The organism is Ochrobactrum sp. BTU1 (assembly GCA_018798825.1).
GTDB lineage: Bacteria > Pseudomonadota > Alphaproteobacteria > Rhizobiales > Rhizobiaceae > Brucella.
Genome location: CP076357.1, coordinates 150,284 through 173,686 on the forward strand (window position 1 = coordinate 150,284; position 23,403 = coordinate 173,686).

Genomic DNA, 23,403 nt, shown 5'->3' on the forward strand with positions numbered 1-23,403 from the left:
GCGGAGCGTGCGGTGCTCAATGCTCGAAGACGGACCTCAGACCGTCAACAGGAAATTGCGCACCAGTGTCGCCGCTGCTGGCGCTTCTTCAAACAGAAGGTGGCCGGTTGCATCGAGTTTCTCCAAACGCGCGCCCTTGATCCCACGCTGCCATTCCGCGGCATATTGCGCTGGAATAACCCGGTCCTCTGTACCCCAGAGGATCAGAGCCGGCATGTTCAGCCGGTGCATCCAATGGTTGAGCCTTTTGTTGCCGCGTCCCTCGGTTGCGTGGATGCGCGCCAATGCGCCCATTTCGCGTCCAAGCGCTTGATCAAACCGGCTGTCGGGCTCGCTCGGAAAATAGCGGAGCGCAACATGCGGGTCATGTGTCAGATGAGCAGGTATATCGGCTGGCGCGACCTCAAACAGATTGGGGAGAGGAATTGTTGGAAGATCCAGACCAGCAGGTGCTGCGAGAAACAGCGCGGACAGCCTTTCGGGATGTCTGATCGCAAATTCGGCTGCTATCCATCCGCCAAGCGAAAACCCGCCCAGGCTGAAATAATCCAATCCCAGCGCATCGAAGAAATCCATGTAATGTAGCACATAATCGCCGATCTGAACGATATCGGCATCATCATCACTTTCACCAAAATTTGGATGAAACGGAATGATGAGCCGGTGTCGCGAGGCAATGTTGGTCAGGCTTTCGAAGCCAGGAAATGTGCCAGTGCCGTGCAGAAAGACAACGTTTCTACCCTCACCTTTTACGAGATAGGTGACGGTTTTACCACGAATTTCGACCTTGCGTTTTTCAAAACTGCTCGAGTAATTCAACATCTTTCCACCTTATGCCGCTTGTTTGGTGTGACTGGACCAATTGCTTTCTCATCTGCTCGACGGCGCTTTCGATCCGCGTTTGCAGAGCCTCAGGCAAATCCCTGTCCATTTCGAGTTCCGCCGAACAGGCATAAATGCCCGTTGCAACCGTTCCCGCTTCGAAAAACCCGAACAGTGGACGAAGATGGTGTTCGACGACCAGAGCATGACGATGCCCGCCACCCACTGCGCATAAGACGGTCGGGCGACCACGCAGAGCCAATGGGTGGACGAGATCAAATACGTGCTTGAAGAGTCCTGGATAGCTTCCCTGATAGACCGGACAGCCGACTATCAGAGCATCACAATGCTCGATCTCAGAAATCAGACTCTCCGATTGCCGGTCCAGCGCCTGTCGGTTGACGGTGTAAAGGTTTGGTCCTGCATCAGAGAGATCTAGATGCGTAACCGATGCCCGGTCCTCCGCTTCCAGTCTTGCGGCAATCGCTTGCGTTAGCCGATGAACTTTCGTCGGGCGATCACACCCAACGAAGCTGACAATGTTTCTCATCATGGCGGGTCTCAGTTTTCGCTGATACCGAATACGGTCCATCGCGCATCGGGACCGGGCAGGCCAAGGAGACCTTTGCCGCATTCTTCTACGATCTGGTCGGCAAGAAGGATATGCTGGGTGCCGGAGTGGATGTCGCGATAAAAGCGCTGCATGGCCGTATTGTGAAGGGAGGCGCCGCGGGCGGCCCGATGCGCAAAGGTTGCCACATCCGAAACAATGTCGTGCATATAGCGCAGTGAGAGTTTCACCATGGTCATCTGATCGAGAGACGGGACTGCGCCCGAGGCCGTTGTCTTTGAGACATCTTCCCATGTTTCAAAAGCAAGTGCCCGCGCAGCCCTGTAGCGGGCTTCTGTATTGGCAAACTGAAATCGCAAGCTGGCACTGTCAGCACTCTTGCCAAATGGATCCTGCCGCTGGCGGATAACTTTGGCGAGTTCGTCGAGTATTCGGCGACCAACACCGATAGCCCAGCTTGTATGGGTGAGGGCGCTATAGCCAGCCAACCCCAGATGGCCCTGGGCCTGCCCACGTTTCGGCGCAGATTGCGTGAAGCTATAGGTCATGGAATCGGGCACGAAGAGATCTTCATCGGTTGCCAGAGTGTAGTCGAAACTCCCGGTGGCGCGCAGGCCCAAGACATCCCAGTTGCCAAGCAATTGGATAGTTGAGCGCGGGTGATGGGCAACAATGATCTGCGGGGCGCCGGTTTCGTCTTTCAGAAGCTCCTTCCCGTTCGGGTCTTTGGGGTCGAGCAAAAAACATCCGGAATGTATCCATTCCGCGTGGAAGATAGAACTTCCATAAGCCCAGTTACCTCGGATCATGTAGCCGCCGTCGACCTTACGGGCGAAGCCGCGCGGTACACCATTGCCTGCAATGGTGATATCGACGCCATTCTTGAAGACATTGGCAATCCCTTCGTCATCGAGATAAATTGCCATTGTGGTGCCTTCCATATTGTTGACCATCGTGCACCAGCCAGATGATGCATGGGCATAGGAAAGCGCTGCCATCATTTTCATGGCATCGATTGGACGTAATTCGGCACCACCAACCTCTTTGGGAAACAGCATCGTGTAGAAGCCCCCCTTACGCATGGCGTCCACAACATCGTCATGCATGCGTCCAAGGGATTCCGCTTCCTCAGCCTTTTCTTCAATCAAGGGTAGAATTTTACTCAGACGGTCGTTGAAGCCCTGAAGGAGCTCGGCATAGTTGTCGATCGTGTCAGTCCGGTGCACGCTGGTATCCAAGTTAGTTCCCCTTGATTTAGTGGTTATAAGCGGGAATGATACGAGCAAGAGTGGGAACAGACATTCCCCCCAGATGGGGGGCTTGGGAATTCGGGAGAGAGAATGCCCAGGGATATATTATCGACAGACGAGCGAATATCTGCAGCGCTTTCCGTTGCGGAGAGTCGTAATTATGACGATTTCACAATAGCTTGCGATTATTTTTCCGCGCATGTTCTGCGCGTGCGTTCGCTTGGAATTTATTTGCTGGAGAACAATCGTCCGCGCCTTTTTCACAGCATAAACACGCCTACTGGTTTTTTGCTTGAATATCAGAACGGGCTTGCGGATTCGGATCCGATGATTGCGGCAGTTGTGCAAAATGCCAGTGCGGTCGCGGGCTCGCAATTGCCGCAGAATGCGACTGGCAATGTGCCATTGATGCGAACGCTGCTTTACCGTTGGAACTACAACGATAACTTGTGCTGCCCGGTTTATGTGAGTGGCAAGATCCAGGCGCTGATCTACGCTGCCGGCTTCGAGATGCATGCAGCACAGCTCGAAGAACAGGTTTCACTGCTTTGCCGCTCGTCGGCACTTGCGCTGCGCAATATTCATGAAGCTCGTCCCGCCAATACGCCCGGTACCAATCTGGCAAATTTATCGCCACGTCTATCGACGGTCGCCCGCTTGCTGGCTGCAGGCAATACCAACAAGCAAATTGCACGACATTTGGAGCTTTCACCCCATACTGTGAAGGATTATGTCGACGACCTGATCAAGCGGTTCGGTGTCCGCAACAGGACCGAAGTGGCGGTGCTTATCAATCGCATGAGCGGAGCGAGGAAAGCCGAGCCAGCGGGATTTATGCTATCGGGACAGGAGCGTGGTCTGCCCATAGAGCATTTCTGAAACCGCTCTCTGTCATTTGGCTGATAATGCGTTTCGCTATCCGAGCTATCAGGGACAGAGATACATGACCGCCCGGCTTTTTGGATCGCTCAGTGTGTCGATGACATTGCAGTGATGCGTATCCTCGATTTCAAAGGCTCTTGTTTCTACCCCCAATCCGTACCAGATGTTTGCGAGCAGGGCATTTTGACGTCTGAACTCCATAAGTTCATCGGCACCGACGCAGCAATGAACTGCAATATCCGGACGCGGGCGCTGCAGCGCGGCGCTTTCTGTGAGGGCTTCTTCTGCATCCATCTGGAAAATGTCGTTCATTTTGGTTCTCAAAAGCGGACGCAAATCGTGTAATCCGCTGATGGACAGGACCCGTTTGATCCGCTCTGCTGACGCTTTTGCTATGGGCGCATTTTCGCAAGCCATGCGGCTGACCAGATGTCCTCCCGCGGAATGCCCCGACAAGGCGATGTCACCGTCCACTTCCTGTGCTAACAGGTCGATGAAGCGGCCAATTTCGTTGGTAATGTCGGAAATGCGCGCTTCGGGGCAGAGCGTATAGCTCGGCATGGCAACGCGATATCCGCGCTCAAGCGCGCCCTGCGCCAGATGCGACCAGTAGCTTTTATCCAGCCCCTTCCAGTAGCCCCCATGAACATAGACGAGAGTACCTTTGGCCGCACCATCGGGCAAAAGTAGGTCGTACTGGTTTCGCTCGCGCTCTCCATAGGCGATGTTGGGTATCAAACGACCCTGATCGCGCATCGTCTCGCGAAAGCCTAAGGCTAGTTTCGTCCAGCGCGGAGGATAGCTGGCTGAACCACTGATGGCCTTCATATTATCATATGCGGTATCGAAGTCTTGAAGCAATGGAGTCTCCTGCATGTTTCACGCTTTAAGCGGCGTTAGACGCGGCTTTCGGCGGCCGCCTGCGCGCGCAGGGCGGATCGCTGCAATTTTCCAGATTCTGTCTTGGGAAGGTTCGAAACCCAGCTTATCAGGCGCGGATACTTGTAGGGCGCGAGCTCACTTTTGACATGGCGTTGCAGTGTTTCCTGCAAGTTTGCATTGCCACTATAGCCCTCGTTCAACACGACATAGGCCTTTACGATGCAGCCACGTTCCTCATCGGGCGCTGCAACGACGCCACATTCTGCGACTGCTGGATGCGCGAGCAGGCTGGCTTCGACCTCAGGTCCGGCGATATTGTACCCGGCGGAAACAATCATGTCGTCATTGCGCGCCTGATACCAGAAATAGCCGTCCTCGTCCATCACATAGGTATCGCCGGTGATATTCCATCCGTTCTCGACATATTTGGTCTGACGCGGATCGGCCAGATATTTGCAGCCGAGCGGTCCGCGAACGGCAAGGCGACCTGGAGTGCCGGGCGCGCATTCCTTCCCGTTGTCATCAATCACGCGTGCTTCATAGCCGGGAATTGGCTTGCCAGTGGCGCCAGGACGAATATCGTTTTCAGGCGAGGAAATGAATATATGGAGCATTTCAGTTGCACCAATACCGTCTGCAAGCGAGAGCCCGGTCGCACGCTTCCATGCTTCGAAGGTCGGTAAAGGCAGAGCCTCACCAGCTGAAACACATTTGCGCAGCGAAGACAGATCATATTGATCGAACTTGGAAAGCATAGCGCGGTAAGCGGTTGGCGCGGTAAAACAAACGGTCGGCTTATATTCTCCAATCGCGAGCGCAAGATCATGCGGTGCAGTCTTTGGGGGAAGCGCAGTCGAAGCACCAATCCTGAAGGGGAACAAAACTAGTCCACCAAGTCCGAAAGTGAAGGCCAGGGGCGGCGAACCGATGAAGATATCGTCTTCGGTCGCGTCCAGAATGTGATGTGCATAGCAGTCGCATACAATAAGCAGGTCACGGTGGAAGTGGATGGTCGCTTTCGGCAGGCCAGTGGTTCCCGATGTAAAGCCTAGGAGGCAGGGGTCGTCTGCGCGTGTTGCCACTGCTTCAAAGTCGCTCGATGCGTCTGCCAGCAATGCGCCAAGCTCACCACCCGCATTGTCCTCCCAGGTCACCACGGTCTTAATATACTCAGTCTGTGCAAGGGCAATTTGCATTTCACTGATCAGTGCGTTGTCGCAGATAGCGATGCTGATTTGAGCTTTGTCGATGATCTGGACCAGTTCCTTGGCGCGCAACAGGGGCATGGTCGCGACAACCACGCCACCTGCCTTTATGATTGCGAGATAGAGTGCAATCTTGGTCGGGTTATTGCCCGAGCGTATCATCACACGATTGCCCGTTTTCATACCCAGCTTGTCGGTCAGGACATTTGCGATCTTGTTGATCATTTCGGCAAGATCGCTATAGGTCCAACGGATGCCGGGCGCTTGCAAAGCGACCCGGTCACCTTTGCCTTTGCTCAGATGTGTATCCACCAGTTCATAGGTGGCGTTCAGCTGTTCGGGGTAGCCGAGTGCGTCGAGATTGATGATGTCTGGTAGAAGTTCCGCAGCCGGGAGATTATCCAGAACGAATGTGTCCATATGAGCGCTGGGGTGCATGCTCGTCTCCTGTCAAATGCCAAAAATTTGCGTTTGCCCACGGGGTCAAACGTGCAAGTAACGTTCCTTGATGTCCGGGGTGTTCAAAAGCGCACTATTGTCGCCACTCCACACCACTCGGCCTTTTTCTATAACGACGTGACGGTCCGCAAAGCGTGCGAGCGCATCAACATTTTTGTCGATAACGAGGATTGCATCGCCTTCATCCTTGATGTTGCGCAGGCAGGACCAGATCTCTTCGCGCATGAGGGGTGACAATCCTTCGGTCGCCTCGTCGAGTACAACCATCTTTGGATTGGTCATCAGTGCGCGACCGACCGCCAGCATTTGCTGCTCGCCGCCGGAAAGCTGGTTGCCCATGTTGCGGCGCCGTTCCTTAAGGCGCGGGAACATGCGGTAGATGCTTTGTAGCGTCCATTTGGATGAGCGCGCGTCTGAGCGCCGGGTGGCCAGAAGGTTTTCCTCGACGCTCAGTGTCGGAAATATCTGTCGCCCTTCCGGAACAAGTCCTAGACCCTCACGCGCTATTGCATGCGGGGGCTTGCCGGTAACGTCGTGGCCATTGACAAAAACCTTGCCACCTTTGGGCGGCAGCAAGCCGAAGATTGATTTGATGGTCGTGGTTTTGCCCATACCATTTCTGCCGAGGATGGTCACGACCTCACCCGCGCCGATTTCAAAATCGATCCCGAAGAGAACGCGGGACTGGCCATAGGCGTTCTGGAGCCCTTCGACTTTCAACATTGTGTGGCCTCCTCTTCACCCAGATAGGCGGCGCGCACGTCTGGATCGGACCGCACTGCCGCGGGTGTTCCCGATGCGATGACGCGCCCGTAGACAAGCACACTCACTTGATCAGCCAGAGAGAAAACGGCATCCATGTCATGTTCGATCAGAACAAGAGTATGGGTTTTACGCAGCGAGCGCATTAACTCAACGAGCACCACCGATTCTTCGTGGCTGGTGCCCGCCAAAGGCTCATCGAGCAGTAGCATTCGCGCCTTGGTGGCGAGAGCGATGGCTATCTCAAGCTGGCGTTTCTCGCCATGAGAAAGCGCTCCTGCCCGACGATGGGCGCGGTCATCGAGCTGCACACGGGCAAGGGCTGCCATTGCTTGTTCATTGACTTTGGCTTCCTTGCTTGCCGCCTGAAAGAAGCGGAAACTCGAGCCGGATCGGGCCTGAACCGCGAGTGCAACATTTTCAAGTACGCTGAAGCCTTCAAGGACCGATGTAATCTGAAACGAGCGCGCAAGCCCCAGATGGACACGATTGGGCATGGGCAAATTCGTAATATCTTGGCCGTCGAAGACCACCGTGCCCCGGTCGCTTTTAAGGTTTCCCGAAAGCTGATGGATCAGCGTGGTCTTGCCCGCGCCATTCGGACCGATCAACGCATGGATCTCGCCGTGCCTGACGGTGAGATTGATACCGTCTGTGACCTTAAGTGCGCCGAAGCTTTTGTGCAGTTCATGAACCTTTAGAAGCTCATTCGACATCGGAGCCTCCACGCAGCTTGCGGATCAGCCCGCCGATACCGTCGCGGCTGAAGAGCACGACGAGAACGAGGAAAAGACCGAGGCCGAGCTTCCAGTGCTCGGAAAAGTGAGCCAACACTTCTTCCAGAACAATAAAGGCTGTTGCGCCGAGCACCGGGCCTATCAGCGTGCCCATGCCACCCAATACAACCATGACAATCAGTTCCCCAGAGCGCTGCCAGCTCATAAACGCGGGCGAAACGAACTGGATCTGATTGGCTAGAAGAACGCCTGCAATCGCCGCCGCAACGCCAGCAATTACGTAAGCAGTGAGCTGAAACGAGAAGGTCGAGAAGCCTATAGCGCGCATACGCACCGGATTATCCCTTGTTCCACGTAGCACGCGACCGAACCTTGAATGCACCAACATGCGGAAGATGAAGAACGCGCTAATCAGCAATGCCAGCACGAAATAGAACAACACAAGATTGCTCGAAAGCAGTGCATTGTTAAACAGTGTGGAACGCGACGACAGCGTCATTCCATCGTCACCGCCAAAGGCCGACAGAGACACCATGAAGAAAAAGGCCATTTGACCAAAGGCCAGGGTGATCATGATGAAATAGACGCCGCTGGTTCTCAGCGAGATGTAGCCGGTGACGAAGGCGAAGATCGCCGCGGAAATGATGGCAGCGATCAGCTGCAGAAGCAGATCATCTACACCATAGCTCGACAGGATTCCGACGGCATAGGCCCCAATGCCGATATAGGCGGCATGGCCGAATGACACGAGTGCGCCGTAACCCATGATGAAGTTGAGTGACAGTGCTGCTAGCCCAAAAATCATGATGCGGGTGACGATTACAAGAAGAAAGCTATCGTCCAGGACAGATGCAACAAGTGGAACAATTGCGAATGCCGCAAATACCAGCCACGGTCCTGTATCCTGTAAACGGGACCGCTGGTCGTTTGGCTTTTCCGGTGTAGCGACAGTGTCGATGATGGGGGAAATATCGCTCATCGCGTTCCTCCCTGCGCCGGGAACAGGCCCGTCGGACGGAAGTAGAGAACGGCTGCCATGAGGATATAGGTGAGCATTGGCACGAGCGTGCGTCCCATTTGGGAGGCGGCTGCCGGATCAAGCAGATTACGGAGCAGCATGGGCCCGAAGGTACGGCCAAGCGTATCAACGAGGCCTACAGTTATGGCTGCAACAAAAGCCCCACGCACGGAACCGACCCCACCGATCACGATAACGACAAATGTCAGGATTAAGATGGAGTCACCCATGCCCGGATCGACGGAGAGTATGGGGGAAATCATGCCACCCGCAAAGCCGGCAAGCATTGCGCCAAGTCCGAAGACCACCATGAAGAGGCGACGAATATTGATACCGAGAGCCGAGACCATGTCGCCGTTGCTTGCGCCGGCACGCAACAGCATGCCGATGCGGGTGTGATTGACGAGGAGGTACAGACCGGCTGCCGTGAGAAGACCGGCCGCAATGATCAGCAGGCGGTAGACGGGATATCGAAGGTTCCCAAAAAGCTGGATAGAACCGGAGAGGGATTCGGGCATCGGCACGCTGAGCGGCGCTGCGCCCCAGATAATCTTCACCAGTTCGTTCACAATCAGGATCAGTCCAAATGTCGCCAAAACCTGATCAAGATGGCTACGTTCGTATAGTCGTCGAAACACCAAAACTTCCAGTACAATGCCGATGACGAGGGTAACCGGAAGGGCGATCAGGATGCCATAAAGGAAACTGGTGGTCATGGCAGTGAAAGTCGCGGTCAGATAAGCACCGACCATGTAAAGAACGCCATGAGCCAAATTGATGAGGTCCATGACGCCGAAGATCAGCGTTAGCCCGGCGGCGACGAGAAAGAGCAAAATGCCAAACTGAATCCCATTGAGGGACTGCAGCAAGAAGAGATTGAGCATGAGGGATTTCCGAAACTCGTTGTACTGAAACCTGGTTCACGCCAGACGAATTGGCGTGAACTGTTTCAGACTTGGAAATTGAGGACTGTGCTCACTTGAGCGACCTTCTTCCACCCCGTTACATCTTGCATTCAGCTGCGTAGTTGTCCTTGTAGTCGTTAAAGACCGTTTCAACGTATGATGTGGCGAACTGGCCGTCGTCACGCTTGACAACTTTGGTCAAGTAGAAGTCCTGAATTGGAAAATGGTTGTCGCCAAAACTGAATTCACCGCGCGGCGATGTGAACTTCGCGTCTTTCATGGCCGCGCGCAGGGCGTCCTTGTCCGCCAGATTGCCATTGACCTTCTTGACGGCTGCGTCAATCAGCATGGCGGCATCATAGGCCTGCACCGCAAAAGTTGCCGGAATGCGCTTGAACTTGGCTTCATAAGCTGCAGCAAATTCCTTGGCCGGTGCTGATTCAAGATCCGGCGCCCAGTTTGAACCGGCGAAAAAGCCGACTGCTGCATCCTGTTGCGCGGGTAAAGTGGTTTCGTCTACGGTGAATGCCGAGAGAAATGGAGTTCCTTCGAGACCCGCCTGGCGATATTGCTTGACGAAATTCACACCCATGCCGCCAGGCAAAAAGGCGTAGACTGCGTCTGGCTGTTCCGCTGCGATCTGCGCCAGCTCAGCTGAATAGTCCAGCTGGCCGAGTGGCACGTATATTTCTTGCGCGACCTCGTTCTTATAGGAATGCTTGAATCCGGCGAGTGCGTCTTTACCTGCCTGATAGTTTGGAGCGATCAGGAAAACGCGCTGGTAATTCTGCTTTTCGGCATATTTGCCGGAAACTTCATGCATCTGGTCATTTTGATAGGACGTCACGAACAGATTGGGGTTGCAATCCTTGCCAGCCAGATTGGATGTGCCTGCATTGGTCGAGATCAGGAATGCGCCGGAATCAGTTGCCGGCTTGACGATTGCGTTCAGGACGTTTGAGAAAATCGGTCCGATAACGAAATCCACCTTGTCACGCTGGATCATCTGCTGGACCTTGTTAACACCGATATCGGGTTTCTGTTCATCGTCCTGGATGATGATTTCTGCATCAAGGCCGCCGAGCTTGTTGCCCAGCTTGTCCATGGCAAGCAAGAAGCCGTCGCGGGATTGTTCGCCCAGCAAGGCCGACGGCCCACTTAGCGTATAGATCAATCCGATCTTGATCTTGCCGTCTTCGGCCTGCGCGGTCGCGTTCCACATGGTTGCGGCGAGCAGCGCCAAGGCTACCTTCGTCGAAATTTTCATTGTTCCACCTCGATTGCAGATTTTTGCTTTATTTTCTTTTTCTTTCGCATTGTCGGACACAAACGGCTTCGCGCTTTTGCTGAAAGTGCTTAAGACCCGGCAGATGAACTCCCATACGTCTGCCGGGCGAAGGCATTATTCTGCTGGCGCGGGCAAAAACTCAACCTCATGAGCCGGTGCGACGCGAACTATTTCGGCGGGATCACCGACATTATTAATGCGAACAAACAGATCCCACAGCTTTGCAGTCGGCGAAACCCAGAATACGCACTTCACCGGCTGTTCAGACTTGTTGAAAATGCCGTGCGAAACGTTACGCGGCAGGCAGACAAGATCGCCGGCTTCGGCGACAGCATCCTTACCGTCGAGCAGCAAGTCGAGGCGCCCTTCCAGCACATAGATGAATTCTTCCTGTGTGGTGTGAATGTGCGGCGGAACGAAGGTGCCGGGAGGAAAGGTTGCGTGCCAAGACATAGAGCTTTCGCAAACATGCTTGGGCACATAGGTCTGCCCCAGAATATGCCAGACAACGCCGTCCACGGAGGAACCGGATTTTGTCACGTCAGCTTGAAGAACTGTCACTTTAATTCCTTTCACTCGATTTCAGACGCAAGTTTCAGGCCGAAGCCCGCGTCGCTTCCCTGTTAACTTGTTGTGTTGAAAAGCCAGCCTTTGTGGCATAGCCGTGAACAATTGCTTCACGCTCGGCAAAGCTGATGATGCCGTCCAGATCAGCAACACCGGATGGTGCGCGGCGTTCGACCTCATCGATGACGCCTTCCGGACCGCCCAGCCTGTTGAGGCGGACGATTTCAGCGGTGGCAGGCAAACGAATGGCCTGGTATGCCGCAAGTGCCGCGCGACCGTGTTCAGCGGCGGCCAGATGATCGGCGAGTGTGCGAGCGTCGATGATTGCCTGGCTCGCACCGTTGGACCCGACAGGATACATCGGATGAGCAGCATCACCGATCAGGGCCACCCGGCCGTCTGTCCACCAACGGGCGGGATCGCGGTCGCACATCGGATATTCGAAGAATGTATCGGTTGCCTTAACCAGCGCGGCAAGATCGATTACTTTGATGCCGAACTTTTCGACATGTGGCATCAGTTCTTCATGCGTGCCGAGACGGCTCCAGTCTTCTCGTTTCGGTGCAGGCGACCCGTCAGCGCCCGGACGATAGGTTACGACCCAGTTGTTGAGAATTTTACCGGGTGTCGAACCTTTAGCTATGGGGTAAAGTACCAGTTTATAAGTAAAGCCGCCCGCGACGATCATGGTGCGGCCATCGAGGAAGGGGTCGCTCTCAACTGCGCCGCGCCACATCATGACGCCATTCCATTTGAGTCCAGCTTCGTTCGGGAACATTTGCTGCCGGATGGCGGAGTGAATACCGTCGGCGCCAATCACAATGTCACCTGTCTTTGAGACGATTTTCGACCCTTCAGCGAAATGCACCGTCGCAGAGCCTTCGTTCTGGGTATAGCGAACGCACCGCTGGTTCGCGACGATGCTGTCAGGGCCTAGACGTTCGATGACCGCATCATAAAGCAGTTTCTGCAAGTAGCCGCGATGGATCGAAAATTGCGGTACATCATAGCCTGCATCCATTCCGCGAGGCTCGCGCCAGACTTCCTGGCCCTGTCGCGTGGCATATATCAACTCACGCGTACGGATACCTGTGGCGTCCAATGCGGGTAGCAACCCGACCTCAGCGAGTTCGCGGATGGCGTGCGGAAGAACATTAATGCCAACGCCCAGTTCGCGGACTTCAGGCGCTGCTTCGAAAATCTGACAGTCAATGCCTCGTGCATGCAGCATCAGTGCCATGGTGAGGCCGCCAATGCCTCCTCCGACGATAATCACGTTCATACGCGGTTCCCTTTATTCGTGGCAGCTCTTTGGCGCCTGGGGACCACGATAAAAGCGGGAACCGCGCTGTCTATCACCAAATCGCCATTCCTAACAGAAAACCGCCAGAAACGCGTTTTATGGCAAAATTTTCGTGGTGCTTGCGCTCTTCTCACATCGTGATAGTTTAATCTTCAAATAAAATGCTCTCTAAATGAGATACGGGGAATATCGTGATGCAGACCAACAGCTATATGCACCGGCTTTCGCCGTCCATCGATTCGTTCCAGAACACCATGTCCGGGCTACTCAGGCCTTGCCGCATCTCCAAGAAATCAAGCCCGACCTATCGCACTGAAGTCGCGCACGGGCGCATGCGTCCCTTCGGTCTGACGGCAATCCGCATTGGTGGTCATGCGCGTATTGAGGTGGAGGCGCATAACGATATGACTTTGTTGCAGATTCCTTTGCAGGGCATCTTCGTTTCCCGTGACCGGCGGGGTGATGAACTCTTATATCAATCAGGCATGAACGCTCAGTTGGTTGATGCACATTCGGCGATCGACCTGGAATTTCATCCCTCAACGCGCATGTTGATCTTCAGTTTGAATGACGCCCAGATCGATATTCTGGGGGGCAAAGAATTTATCGAGCAGTTTACTCATAACAAACGTGTCGTTTCCTTCGAGACTCTAGCTGGACGGGCCTTCTATCAACTGGCGCACTTCGTCATGAAGGAGATTGAGAAGGATAAGGAAGCGTTCTTCCATGGCGGCCTGTCGGAGCGGCTGGAGGATAGTCTGCTAGCATCGCTTGCGGCAGCCCTCGATAGGCAACTTTGCTCTAAGCCACAGATAAGTGCAGTTCCGAGCTATGTCCAACGGGCTGAAAAATTTATGCTCGACAATCTCCACAAGCAACTGACTTTGCAGGAACTTGTGGACGCGACCGGTACAAGCGCGCGAACCTTACACCGAACCTTCCGCAGCGTCAGGGGCAACACGCCGCTCGGCGTGTTCAAGAACATGCGATTGGATAAGGTGCATGCGGAGCTTGCTCGCGGATATGCTGGGCCCGGCGATATTACCCGTATCGCAATGGCATGGGCATTCAATCATATGGGCTTATTCTCAGCCGATTACCGCGAGCGCTTCGGCTATCTCCCATCAGAAACCGTGCGCCACGCTCATTGATGGTTCAATAGCCTCTGTCCCTCGCATTGGAGATCGTTCGCCGCTAAAAACAACCATAATTTGGTCTGAGGGACAGGGTCGTCGAAGGCGAAAGTGTCAGGATTCGAAAACAGAAATTGCCGCGACGGGAAGCCCTCGGGCGCTCATCTTGAGAACAGTGACACAGGTTTCGGTTTTCTGCGCTGCTCCCAATGCTCGCAAGGTGCGTCAGCGAGATGGCTGAGACGCGCTGCGCGTCCATGCGACTTCGTTGGCTGGATCCCATCAATATGCTGTGGCCGGACCTGCAACTCATTGTGAGTTTTTTTACGGCTTGCGACGAGGCGCCGCTTTCCCATTTGAGCTTCCTATTGAAAGATATAAGTCGTCATATATCATCAAATTGCCCTTTAAATTGATAATATATGAAGAACTGCGATCAGTTCGTCGAGAACGTGGCCCGTATGGTGGCTGCCGTTGGATCTTGTAATGATTTTCCAGTGAGATTGTTGGCCTCGAAAAAGATGATCGCTGCAATACGCTCAGCAGGTTGCCTAACGTGTTGAGCGCGTTTCGCGTTGTAGAGCACCTCTCAGTACTTAACGACATCCATCGGGATGATGCCGGATTGGCGTTCGGGAATGGGCCGTTGCCTCATCAGAGGCGAGAATTAAGGCGATGTCCATTCCAAACAAAAGAAGGGGTCGGACTTGCCGAATTCCCAAATCTCAATCTTTTCCACAATGCTTTCTGGCAAGGGGTACTAAGTTTGTCGAAAAACCGCAGGCGTGACAGTATATTTCCAGAACAAGGCACTGAGCGCGAGGGCAATTTGAAGATGCAGGTACCGCGGCGTTTCTTACCATCGCTTCCGCTCCTAACTGCGTTTGAAGCCGCTGCTCGAACAGGCAGTATCACTGCAGCTGCGCGAGAACTTGATTTAACACAAAGTGCTGTGAGCCGACAGATTAAAGCCCTTGAGCAGCAAATCGGGGTCGAGTTATTTCACAGAGAACGCCAAACGATTAAACTGACTGTTGGCGGAGAAGGATATGCCCGTGATGTGCGTGAAGCTCTGCGTCGGATAAGCAATGCTTCCCTAAATCTTCGGGCAAACCCTGCAGGTGGTAGCCTGAATTTAGCTGTCCTGCCGACATTTGGCTGCCGTTGGCTTGCACCGAGGCTGCCGTCATTTCATAAAAGCCGTCCAGGGATTATCATTAATGTCATTTCCAAATGGAATGAGATTGATCTGCAGACTGATCAGATTGATGCAATGATAAATTTTGGAAAGCCTGACATCGAAGAGGTAGAATTCGCATTTCTTAAGCGCGAAGTCGTCGTACCGGTTTGCAGTCCAGAGCTTCTGGAACGATATCCAATTTCCTGTGCTGCAGATATCAAGCTCGCGCCTCTGATCCACCTTGTTTCACGTCCAAACGCTTGGGAACTTTGGATGTCGTCCAACAATGTTTCATTTGATTCAGTACATGGGGTATTATTCGATCAATTTGAAATGGTCATCCGATCGGTCGTTGCTGGATTAGGCTTCGCACTGGTGCCGGAGTTTATGATCCGCGAAGAGCTTGCGACCGGTAAGTTGGTTGTTCCTGTGGAGCGAGGGTTGAAGGGCTCAGAATATTATTACCTGGCTTGGCTCAGTGAGCGTGCAGCATACTGGCCTTTGATGGTGTTCAAGGATTGGATCAAAAGTGAATTAATGGGAGAGCAAACGAGCCTGGAAGGGCTTGAAAAACCTATCATTTGAATTTTTGACGGCCCATAATATTGGAAACGAAACTTTGCCTGCTGATCCTTTCGGAGATATTGATGGTCAGTGCATGGCTCGCCTTTGGGCCTTCGATGCGAACGTTCAGGACGATTAGGCGGAAGCCGCCTTAGATGGCGTTCCCCAATCTTTGAACTCATCATCGTGCAGAAACGTTGCTCTTTCTCCAAATTGTGACCACTTCGCTCAATTAACTCTGCTTCCACCCCGGTTTGCTTTAGCCTTTTTTTCTGAGCACTATGGTCGCGGTAGAGGCAACACTTAGCATGATCAGAGTCACGGTCATAAGTGCCCAATTCAAAGGGAGGAGCGTCAGGGCGGAGCTTGCTATGATGATGCCGGAGGCATTGGCCGTCCGCAAAAGTGCGAACACTTCCGCTCGTCTTACAGGAGGAGCCAGCTGATCGAGCTTCAACGAATAATATGTCCCGAGCGGTGCGATAACCAGTCCCATTAGGATTGTGCCAACAATCGTTGTCGTAACAGACAGTTGAAGAGCAGTGATTAGTGCGCCTGTAGCAGCGATAAAGAGCTGAACAGTCACGGCCTTTTCTGACGAGATCCTATTGCGAACACTGACCCAAACGCCTCCTAACACTGAAGCCAGACACAAAGGCACGGTAAATAGAAAGGCAAAGACGGGCTCGTAGCCAAACTTTAACGCAAGTGAGACCGCCCCTATCTCAGTTGCCGCGACGATGGCGCTTCCCGCTGCCGCGCACAGCAACCATAGTGAAATAGCACCATTGAACAGGGAGCTGGAACCGCCTTGCGCATCAGCTTTTTGTACGAATGGCGCACTGGGAAGAAGTAGTACTGGAATTGCCCCGATCCCGGCAAAGCAGAGCAATGCTAACATTGGAGAAATGCTTCCAATGCCAGAAGCCGCTACCGGTGCGAGCACGAAGGTCAGCTCATTCAGTGTCGCAGCGATGCCGAGTGCACGGGGCAAATCATTGGTGTGTGTTAGGGAACTTAGCAAAAGGCGCAGGTGACCGTAAACGGCACCATTCACCGAACCAGCAACTGCTGCAAAACCCGCAAGCCAGAATAATGGTGCTTCCCAAGCTGCAAGCAAAGCGATAGCCACAAGTGCGCATGTCCGGAAAAATACAAGAATCCTCAGAAAAGAAACAGGATTAAGATGGCGACCAACGCGTACGATTGGCACTGCGCATGCAATCTGTGCCAGTGTCATCGTTAGTATCATCGTTGCGCCACCTGCGGCACTTGCCCCTATAGACAACGCAATGAGGGAGAAGGTGATAGGGCCACCCGCCTGTGGGAAGCCTGATGCTCCGTACGATATGTACCAGCGCAAAAGCGGCTTTGAATTTGATAAGCGAGAGGTAAACCTGTTGCAGGTGTCCATCTCCTTAGCTCAGTACATTTCGGACAAAACACACCCTATGAGCGGTATTGTTGACGTAGGAATACATCTGAGACGAGCTGTAGATCGCGAACATTCCAGTCTGGTATTCAACAATTTGATCGCCCATTTGCAAAGTGAGTGTACCCTCTGTCACAAAAATCATCTCGTGCCAGCCAGACGGGTCAGGCTCCGCATCGTAGCGTTCACCTGCCGCAAGGCTCCAAAGCCACATCTGTGCTTCAGCGGAGGCTGGCGCGCTGCCAAGCAGCGTCGCCATGCTGTCGGGTTTCAGGCCTCTCCAAGTCACTTCATTGATATTTGATCGTGTTGTGCGTTCAGGATCCTTTACAAGTTCAATAAAGTCCACTCCCAGAGCGGAAGCAAGTCTGTCCAGACTTGAAAGGCTAATATTGGCCTCGCCGCGCTCGACGGCCACAATCATCCTGCGACTTATGCCTGATGCATCAGCCAGCGCTGTTTGACTAAGACCTGCGTCTGTGCGCAGCTTTTTCAGATTTCCGGAAACATGCATTAAAACATCGCCACGCTCTTGACTGCGCAATATATTGCTCATAACGTATCCCTACACGCATTGGCCATGCTATTCAACTGTCAACTTTCACCGGACGGGCAGTCCGTGGAAGCCGATCGAACTCGACCTTCAGTTACTTGATAGGACGTACATAGTCATGCAGCAATACCCCATCGTTCTCGATGATGTCGCGATCCAGGGCTTACTGGATAAGTTAGATGTTCGCAGCCTTCTTGAGCGCATGTTCAGATCACTTGGTGACGGAACTGCGACGCAGCCACCACAGACACTGAGCCTGTTTCCGAATAACGCAGGTGATTTCATTACCTATCTCGGCGTACTGGCTGATGAGAAGGTCTTTGGAGCGAAGCTCTCCCCCTATATTGCGGATGGCGAAAACTCCCTGGTGACAGCATGGACTGTTATGATGTCATCTGAGACGGGAACCCCGTTGTTGCTTTGCGACGCTAAACGTCTGACAACTGAACGAACCGCGGCGACGACGGCAATTGCGGTTGATTATCTTGCAAGGGATAATTCTGAGATCCTAGCAATAATTGGTACCGGTGCGGTCGGGCAAGCGCACCTGCGCTATGTTGAGAAACTTAGGGGTTGGAAAGATGTGCGCCTTTACTCTCCTCGGGCAGCACAGCAAACTGAACTCCCAACACAGTTGAAGTCCGGGGCAAATGTTCGTGTCGCTGCAAGTGCCGAAGAGGCGATCAGAGACGCTGACGTCGTGTTGCTATGCACTTCATCCGGAACACCGGTCATCGAATTTGAACATTTGCGTAAAGATGCACTGGTCACTTCAATTAGCACCAATGCAGCGAATGCACATGAAATCGAGCCGGTAGCACTCGCGGATTTCGACGTCTATTGCGACTATCGTCTGACAACACCGCAATCCGCGGGCGAGATGAAAATCGCTGCCGCTTGCGGGGAGTGGAGTGTCGATCAAATTCGCGGTGATCTACCGGAACTGGTCACTCATCGCGCAGAGAAGCCTTCATATGAGCGTCCCACATTTTTCCGCTCCATTGGACTTGGTCTAGAAGACATCGCGGCAGCAGCGGCGGTTCTGACTGCAGTTAAAGCCCAGTAAAACAATCAACGTAAAAATAGGTGTATCTATGAAAATTCGCGACTTTGGCGTCGAGATATGGATGAACGCATGGGAGAACAAATGCGAGTGGAACCTCGCTGAGACTTGTGTGGAATCCTTGACAGTCGCGCAACTTCTGGAGATGGCGGGAAAGAACGATACAATTTTATCGGAAATTCTTCCTATAAAGCTTACATACGGCGCGATTGAAGGCAGTGATCGTCTCCGCGATCTTATTGCCGGGCTTTATCAGAAGCAAAACCGCAATAATATCGTGATCACACATGGCGCAATCGGAGCCAATGCGCTTGTTCACGAAACACTCGTTGAGCCGGGTGATCGCGTAATCTCCGTACTTCCGACCTATCAGCAGCATTACTCGATTCCGGAAAGCTACGGTGCGGATATACAGATTCTCAAACTTCGTGAGGAAAATGGATTCCTCCCGGATATCGAGGAACTCAAAGAACTCGCTGTACCGGGCACGAAGCTTATTGCCATCAACAATCCCAACAATCCAACGGGTGCGTTGATGGATGAGGACTTCCTGAAGAAGATCGTTGATATCGCGCGTGCGTGCGGTGCGTGGATTCTTTGCGATGAGGTTTATCGCGGTACTGATCAGCACGGCGATGGCATGACCACTTCTGTAGCTGATCTCTATGAAAAAGGTATCAGCACCGCCAGTATGTCGAAAGCATACTCACTGGCAGGTCTCAGGCTTGGCTGGATTGCCGCTCCTGCGGAACTAATTCATGCTGTTTCGATCCATCGCGATTACAATACTATCAGCGTCGGTATGCTTGATGATCATTTTGCGGCGATCGCTCTAGAGAACCGCGACAAGATACTGAAACGAAGCCAGGAAATCACGCGCGGAAATCTCGCCATTCTAAGTGATTGGGTAGAGAGCGAACCTCTGATTAGTTGGATAAAGCCGCAGTCAGGTACGACAGCGTTGCTTCGCTATGATCTGCCTATGACATCGCAAGAATTCTGTTTCGGTCTGCTCCATTCAACGGGCGTTATGCTTACACCGGGTAGTGCCATGGATATGGAGGGCTATTTGCGCATCGGCTACGCGAACGGATCGGAAATCCTGCGAGAGGGTTTGACGCGGATTTCCAGCTATCTGAGAGAGCAGCAGGCCAAACTCACTTAATCATTGTTTTGCTGCGCTGCGATCAGTTCGCAGCGCAGCATCTGTTTCATAATAAAAGGGGAATCTGATGAAATTTATTCTTGCAACATTGCTCATTAGTACGTCTGTGACGGTCGTCGGAGCGCAACAATTGCACATCGGTACAAGTGCAGATTATCCGCCTTGGGAATCTGTCGATGCAAATGGCCAGATCGTTGGATTTGACAGAGATGTTGGTGATGAAATCTGCCGGCGTATTGGAGCAACCTGTGAATGGCAAAACCAAGCTTATGATGGCTTGCTGCCCGGCTTGCAAGTCGGCAAGTTTGATCTCGTTATTTCGGGTACTTCAATTAATGAAGAACGAGCACTGCGGGTGGATTTTTCGTCCGCTTATGCCGACGCTCCAAATTCCATGGTTGTCGCCTCGGGACATGAAGCTGCGTCTACCAAAGACGCTTCTGGATTGATTGTGAAACTCGAAACTTCTGCAATCGGTGTGCAGGCTGGCACGACCCATGAGCAGGTAATCCGCGCGCATTTTCCAAATGCGGATGTTCGCGTCTATGACCGTCCTGACCAGATTGCCGATGACCTTCTGGCAGGTCGTATCGATGCGGGCCTGATGGAACGTTCCGCGTGGGGGCCTCTGGTAAAAGAGCGGGGAGAAGGCAAGCTTGTCTTTGCCGGTCCGCTTCTAACCGGAGCTGATTTTCCAGAATTTGGACAGGGGCAGGGTATTGCGCTGAAAAAAGGCAACAATGAACTGCGGACAAGAGTGAACGAAGCTATTGCTGCGATGCTTAAAGACGGCACAGTCGCGAAGCTCTCTCAAAGCCGATTTGGGTACGATCTTTCCAAGAAGTAACGCTAAAATGGGGTAGCTTTTCCGCTATCCCGCATTTGTTCTGGAATAGTCATGAATAAAGATAATGAATTCCTTTCGTCCGCAATAAATGATCTGTCTGAACTCATAAAAATTCCATCGGTCAGCGCAAGGGGACAATCCTTGATTGCATGTGCCGATAAGGTAGCAGCCTTACTGAAAGCTGATGGATTTAAAACGGAGATATTTCCAGGGGATGTGGGCCCATTCGTTGTTGCAGAGACGGGTGAGGGTCCGTTCACAATGGTGATCTACAATCACTATGATGTGCAACCTGAAGACCCAATCGAGCTCTGGACAAATCCACCATTCAGCCTGACTGAATGCGACGGCCGGTTGTATGGAAGAGGTTCCGCTGATGACAAGGGCGAGTTTATGAGTCGCCTCGCGGGCTGGCGCAAGTTCAGGTACAAGAATTCTGTTCCTCTGCCCTATCGTCTTATCTGGGTAATTGATGGTGAAGAAGAAATTGGGAGCCCGTCACTCTCGCATTTCCTTCAAAGACGCTTTTCTGGACTGAAGGCAGATCTATGTTGGTGGGAATTTGGTGAGATCGACAGCGACGGTCATCCGATTGTTCTGATGGGCTTTAAAGGTGTTACCGCGGTCGAGTTACGATGTCGAACAGCACGCGCTGATCTACATTCAAGTTTCGGTGCCCTTTTCGATAACCCACTGTGGCGCATTTCGGCCGCAGTTGCCTCTATGCGCGATAAGCAGGGTCGCGTGCTGATCGACGGGTTCTATGAATTGGTCTCAGCTGTACCCGGGCACGTCGAGGAACTAGTCTTTACGCCTCCATACGGCCTGAAGGGACTGCAAGCAGCCACTGGCGGGCAACGTCTTCTAGAAGGAACTGGCGAGAAAAATTTCTACCGAAAGCTCAATCTTGAACCATGCCTTAACGTCAATGGCATCAGCGGTGGTTACGCTGGGGAAGGTGCCAAGACGGTGCTTCCAGCGGAGGCGTCAGCCAAGCTGGACTTCCGACTTGTGCCAGATCAGCAACCGCTTGCTATCGTTGACCTTGTACGTAAGCATCTCGATACACATGGGTTTGAGGATATTGAACTGATCGTGCACGACGCTGAAGTGCAGGCAGTACGCAGTGATCACGGGCATTGGGCGGTCCAAAAGGGTATTGAGCTGTTGGAAAAGCATTTTGGCAAAAAGCCTATCGTTCAGCCAAGCTCGCCCGCTTCAGGATTAGCGCATCCCTTCGTTAAAGAGATGGGTGCAACACTATTTGGTGCCGGACTGACCCACCATGGTGCGATGCTTCATTCACCTGACGAAAACATCATCATTAAGCAGTTCGCCAGAATGATCGAATTTTCTGCGGAGTTCTTTGAAGCACTCAGCCGCCAGCGAAACTCTTCCGAAGAGGTACAATGATGTCTACAGTCATTGCATATCTTCCTCAGCTTCTTCACGGTCTGGGTATTACGTTTCTGGTTGCTGTGGGCAGCTTTTTTTGTGGTCTGATGGCAGCGATTGTGCTGGCCCCACTCGCTATTTATGCTCCCGCTCCCGTGCGAAGGGCGATCAGTTTGTATGTCGGATTGATCCGTGGTTTGCCCGAACTCCTGGTGATCTTTCTGATTTTTTATGGCGGCACTGTTCTTCTGACCAATATTGCTGGCCAATATGTTGAAGTGAACGCGATAACTGCAGGCATAGCGGCACTCTCTTTTGTGTCAGCGGCGTATCTCACGGAGATACTGCGCGGCGCGCTATTAAGCGTCTCCAACGGCCAGTGGGAAGCGGCTATGGCTTTGGGTTTAAGGCGCCCACGGGCTTTCCTTCTGATTGCTCTGCCACAGATGATGGCGCGAGCACTTCCGGGGTTAGGCAATCAATGGCTCGTGATCCTCAAGGAAAGTGCACTTGTTTCGATCATTGGACTGGAGGAACTTATGCGCATGTCAGTTGTTGCAGCCGGTGCAACACGCCAGCCTCTGGCTTTTTATCTGACAGCCGCAGCCCTTTACATAGCCGTAACGGGGGCCTCGACACTAATCATCAGGGCATATGCCGCCCATTTAACGCCCCAGGCGCGGTAATATCATGTCTATTGAACTTTTTCTTCCAGCGTTTCTCGCTATTCAAAACAGCATCTGGTTGACGCTACTGATTACGCTTGCGAGCTTTGCTCTCGGCCAGCTTGTCGCCCTTCCACTAGCTTTAGCGCTCACCTCTGCCTCGAAGTCGCTTCAATATTGTGCATCAACCTATACGTTCTTGGTGCGCGGTAGCCCGCTTCTGGTTCAATTGTTCATTGTCTATTATGGTTTTGGACAAGTTGAAGCTATCCGGGAAAGCATTTTGTGGCCTGTCTTGAGAAGCGCGCTTTACTGCTCAATCTTAACAATTGGATTAAATTCTGCTGCATACACATCTGAGGTCATCGCCGGTGCAATCCGTCAGCTTCCCAAAGGCCAGTTTGAAGCTGCGAGTGCATTAGGTCTGAAATATACAGTCTCCCTCATGAAGGTCGTACTTCCGCAGGTGTACCGATCGATACTGCCGGCGATCGGCAACGAACTTGTGCTCGTTATGAAGGGATCGACGCTTGCGAGTGCGGTGACTGTGATGGAAATGACTGGAGCAGCTCGCATTTTTGTCTCGAAGACATATGCTCCCTTTGAAACATTCCTAATTGCCGGCGCAATTTATCTGGTTATGGGAGCGATGTTCGGAAGGATTATCCGCTTTATCGAAAACCGTGTGTCTATTCCGGAAAGATAAACACCATCTACGGCTGGGATGGTTGCCAACAACGGACTGAGGAAGAATC

23 protein-coding genes are annotated in these 23,403 nt (G+C 52.8%); 9 read left to right on the forward strand and 14 right to left on the reverse strand.

What is annotated here, in order from left to right:
• Positions 1-36: 36 nt before the first annotated feature.
• The 3 genes from KMS41_24315 to KMS41_24325 are packed head-to-tail and all read right to left on the reverse strand — an operon-like array spanning position 37 to position 2,631.
• Positions 37-822, reverse strand: a complete 786-nt coding sequence (locus KMS41_24315) for an alpha/beta hydrolase (protein QWK81620.1) — start codon at positions 820-822, stop codon at positions 37-39.
• On the reverse strand, positions 797-1,375 hold the full coding sequence (locus KMS41_24320) for an NAD(P)H-dependent oxidoreductase (protein ID QWK81621.1): 579 nt from the start codon (positions 1,373-1,375) through the stop codon (positions 797-799). Before KMS41_24320 ends, KMS41_24315 begins: the two co-directional genes overlap by 26 nt.
• 8 nt (positions 1,376-1,383) lie before the next feature.
• Positions 1,384-2,631: an acyl-CoA dehydrogenase family protein gene (locus tag KMS41_24325; GenBank protein QWK81622.1), complete on the reverse strand. Its 1,248-nt coding sequence runs from the start codon at positions 2,629-2,631 to the stop codon at positions 1,384-1,386.
• 222 nt (positions 2,632-2,853) lie between these two features.
• Here KMS41_24325 and KMS41_24330 point away from each other — a divergent pair, with 222 nt between their 5' ends.
• Positions 2,854-3,522 carry a LuxR C-terminal-related transcriptional regulator gene (locus KMS41_24330; protein QWK81842.1) on the forward strand — a complete coding sequence of 223 codons (669 nt, stop codon included), beginning with the start codon at positions 2,854-2,856 and terminating at the stop codon, positions 3,520-3,522.
• A 48-nt stretch (positions 3,523-3,570) separates the two neighbouring features.
• On the opposite strand, the gene KMS41_24335 is transcribed toward KMS41_24330, so the two are convergent.
• The 9 genes from KMS41_24335 to KMS41_24375 all read right to left on the reverse strand — a co-directional run bounded on the left by KMS41_24335 (position 3,571) and on the right by KMS41_24375 (position 12,630).
• On the reverse strand, positions 3,571-4,386 hold the full coding sequence (locus KMS41_24335; protein ID QWK81623.1) for an alpha/beta hydrolase fold domain-containing protein: 816 nt from the start codon (positions 4,384-4,386) through the stop codon (positions 3,571-3,573).
• A 35-nt stretch (positions 4,387-4,421) separates the two neighbouring features.
• Positions 4,422-6,050 carry a benzoate-CoA ligase family protein gene (locus KMS41_24340; protein QWK81624.1) on the reverse strand — a complete coding sequence of 543 codons (1,629 nt, stop codon included), beginning with the start codon at positions 6,048-6,050 and terminating at the stop codon, positions 4,422-4,424.
• Between the two features lie 45 nt (positions 6,051-6,095).
• The gene (locus KMS41_24345) at positions 6,096-6,794 is read right to left on the reverse strand and encodes an ABC transporter ATP-binding protein (GenBank protein QWK81625.1); all 699 of its coding nucleotides are present in this window, start codon (positions 6,792-6,794) and stop codon (positions 6,096-6,098) included.
• The gene (locus tag KMS41_24350) at positions 6,788-7,549 is read right to left on the reverse strand and encodes an ABC transporter ATP-binding protein (GenBank protein QWK81626.1); all 762 of its coding nucleotides are present in this window, start codon (positions 7,547-7,549) and stop codon (positions 6,788-6,790) included. The genes KMS41_24345 and KMS41_24350 overlap by 7 nt, the downstream gene beginning before the upstream one ends.
• Positions 7,539-8,549, reverse strand: coding sequence for a branched-chain amino acid ABC transporter permease (locus KMS41_24355; GenBank protein QWK81627.1), 1,011 nt, complete (start codon positions 8,547-8,549; stop codon positions 7,539-7,541). The genes KMS41_24350 and KMS41_24355 overlap by 11 nt, the downstream gene beginning before the upstream one ends.
• Complete coding sequence (locus KMS41_24360) at positions 8,546-9,472, reverse strand: branched-chain amino acid ABC transporter permease (protein QWK81628.1); 927 nt, start codon at positions 9,470-9,472, stop codon at positions 8,546-8,548. The genes KMS41_24355 and KMS41_24360 overlap by 4 nt, the downstream gene beginning before the upstream one ends.
• A 118-nt stretch (positions 9,473-9,590) precedes the next feature.
• Positions 9,591-10,760: an ABC transporter substrate-binding protein gene (locus tag KMS41_24365; GenBank protein QWK81629.1), complete on the reverse strand. Its 1,170-nt coding sequence runs from the start codon at positions 10,758-10,760 to the stop codon at positions 9,591-9,593.
• Positions 10,761-10,895: 135 nt separating this feature from the next.
• Entirely contained in the window at positions 10,896-11,342 is a 447-nt protein-coding gene (locus tag KMS41_24370) for a cupin domain-containing protein (GenBank protein ID QWK81630.1), read from the reverse strand.
• 34 nt (positions 11,343-11,376) lie between these two features.
• The gene (locus tag KMS41_24375) at positions 11,377-12,630 is read right to left on the reverse strand and encodes a flavin-dependent oxidoreductase (GenBank protein ID QWK81631.1); all 1,254 of its coding nucleotides are present in this window, start codon (positions 12,628-12,630) and stop codon (positions 11,377-11,379) included.
• 215 nt (positions 12,631-12,845) lie between these two features.
• Between KMS41_24375 and KMS41_24380 the strand changes: the two genes are divergently transcribed.
• Together KMS41_24380 and KMS41_24385 are read left to right on the forward strand one after the other, a co-directional pair.
• Entirely contained in the window at positions 12,846-13,802 is a 957-nt protein-coding gene (locus tag KMS41_24380; protein QWK81632.1) for an AraC family transcriptional regulator, read from the forward strand.
• Positions 13,803-14,619: 817 nt separating this feature from the next.
• Positions 14,620-15,549 carry a LysR family transcriptional regulator gene (locus tag KMS41_24385; GenBank protein QWK81843.1) on the forward strand — a complete coding sequence of 310 codons (930 nt, stop codon included), beginning with the start codon at positions 14,620-14,622 and terminating at the stop codon, positions 15,547-15,549.
• 238 nt (positions 15,550-15,787) lie between these two features.
• Here the strand turns inward: KMS41_24385 and KMS41_24390 are convergent, their stop codons facing one another.
• Positions 15,788-16,780, reverse strand: a complete 993-nt coding sequence (locus tag KMS41_24390) for an MFS transporter (protein ID QWK81633.1) — start codon at positions 16,778-16,780, stop codon at positions 15,788-15,790.
• A 166-nt stretch (positions 16,781-16,946) separates the two neighbouring features.
• Positions 16,947-17,516: an XRE family transcriptional regulator gene (locus tag KMS41_24395; protein ID QWK81634.1), complete on the reverse strand. Its 570-nt coding sequence runs from the start codon at positions 17,514-17,516 to the stop codon at positions 16,947-16,949.
• Between the two features lie 115 nt (positions 17,517-17,631).
• Between KMS41_24395 and KMS41_24400 the strand changes: the two genes are divergently transcribed.
• The 6 genes from KMS41_24400 to KMS41_24425 all read left to right on the forward strand — a co-directional run bounded on the left by KMS41_24400 (position 17,632) and on the right by KMS41_24425 (position 23,354).
• Positions 17,632-18,579 carry an ornithine cyclodeaminase family protein gene (locus KMS41_24400; protein ID QWK81635.1) on the forward strand — a complete coding sequence of 316 codons (948 nt, stop codon included), beginning with the start codon at positions 17,632-17,634 and terminating at the stop codon, positions 18,577-18,579.
• A 28-nt stretch (positions 18,580-18,607) separates the two neighbouring features.
• Entirely contained in the window at positions 18,608-19,741 is a 1,134-nt protein-coding gene (locus KMS41_24405; GenBank protein ID QWK81636.1) for an aminotransferase, read from the forward strand.
• A 67-nt stretch (positions 19,742-19,808) separates the two neighbouring features.
• Positions 19,809-20,588, forward strand: a complete 780-nt coding sequence (locus KMS41_24410; protein QWK81637.1) for a transporter substrate-binding domain-containing protein — start codon at positions 19,809-19,811, stop codon at positions 20,586-20,588.
• Between the two features lie 51 nt (positions 20,589-20,639).
• Positions 20,640-22,001 carry a M20/M25/M40 family metallo-hydrolase gene (locus tag KMS41_24415; protein QWK81638.1) on the forward strand — a complete coding sequence of 454 codons (1,362 nt, stop codon included), beginning with the start codon at positions 20,640-20,642 and terminating at the stop codon, positions 21,999-22,001.
• The gene (locus tag KMS41_24420) at positions 21,998-22,669 is read left to right on the forward strand and encodes an ABC transporter permease subunit (protein QWK81639.1); all 672 of its coding nucleotides are present in this window, start codon (positions 21,998-22,000) and stop codon (positions 22,667-22,669) included. The genes KMS41_24415 and KMS41_24420 overlap by 4 nt, the downstream gene beginning before the upstream one ends.
• Position 22,670: 1 nt before the next feature.
• Positions 22,671-23,354 carry an ABC transporter permease subunit gene (locus KMS41_24425; GenBank protein ID QWK81844.1) on the forward strand — a complete coding sequence of 228 codons (684 nt, stop codon included), beginning with the start codon at positions 22,671-22,673 and terminating at the stop codon, positions 23,352-23,354.
• Positions 23,355-23,403 lie beyond the last annotated feature (49 nt).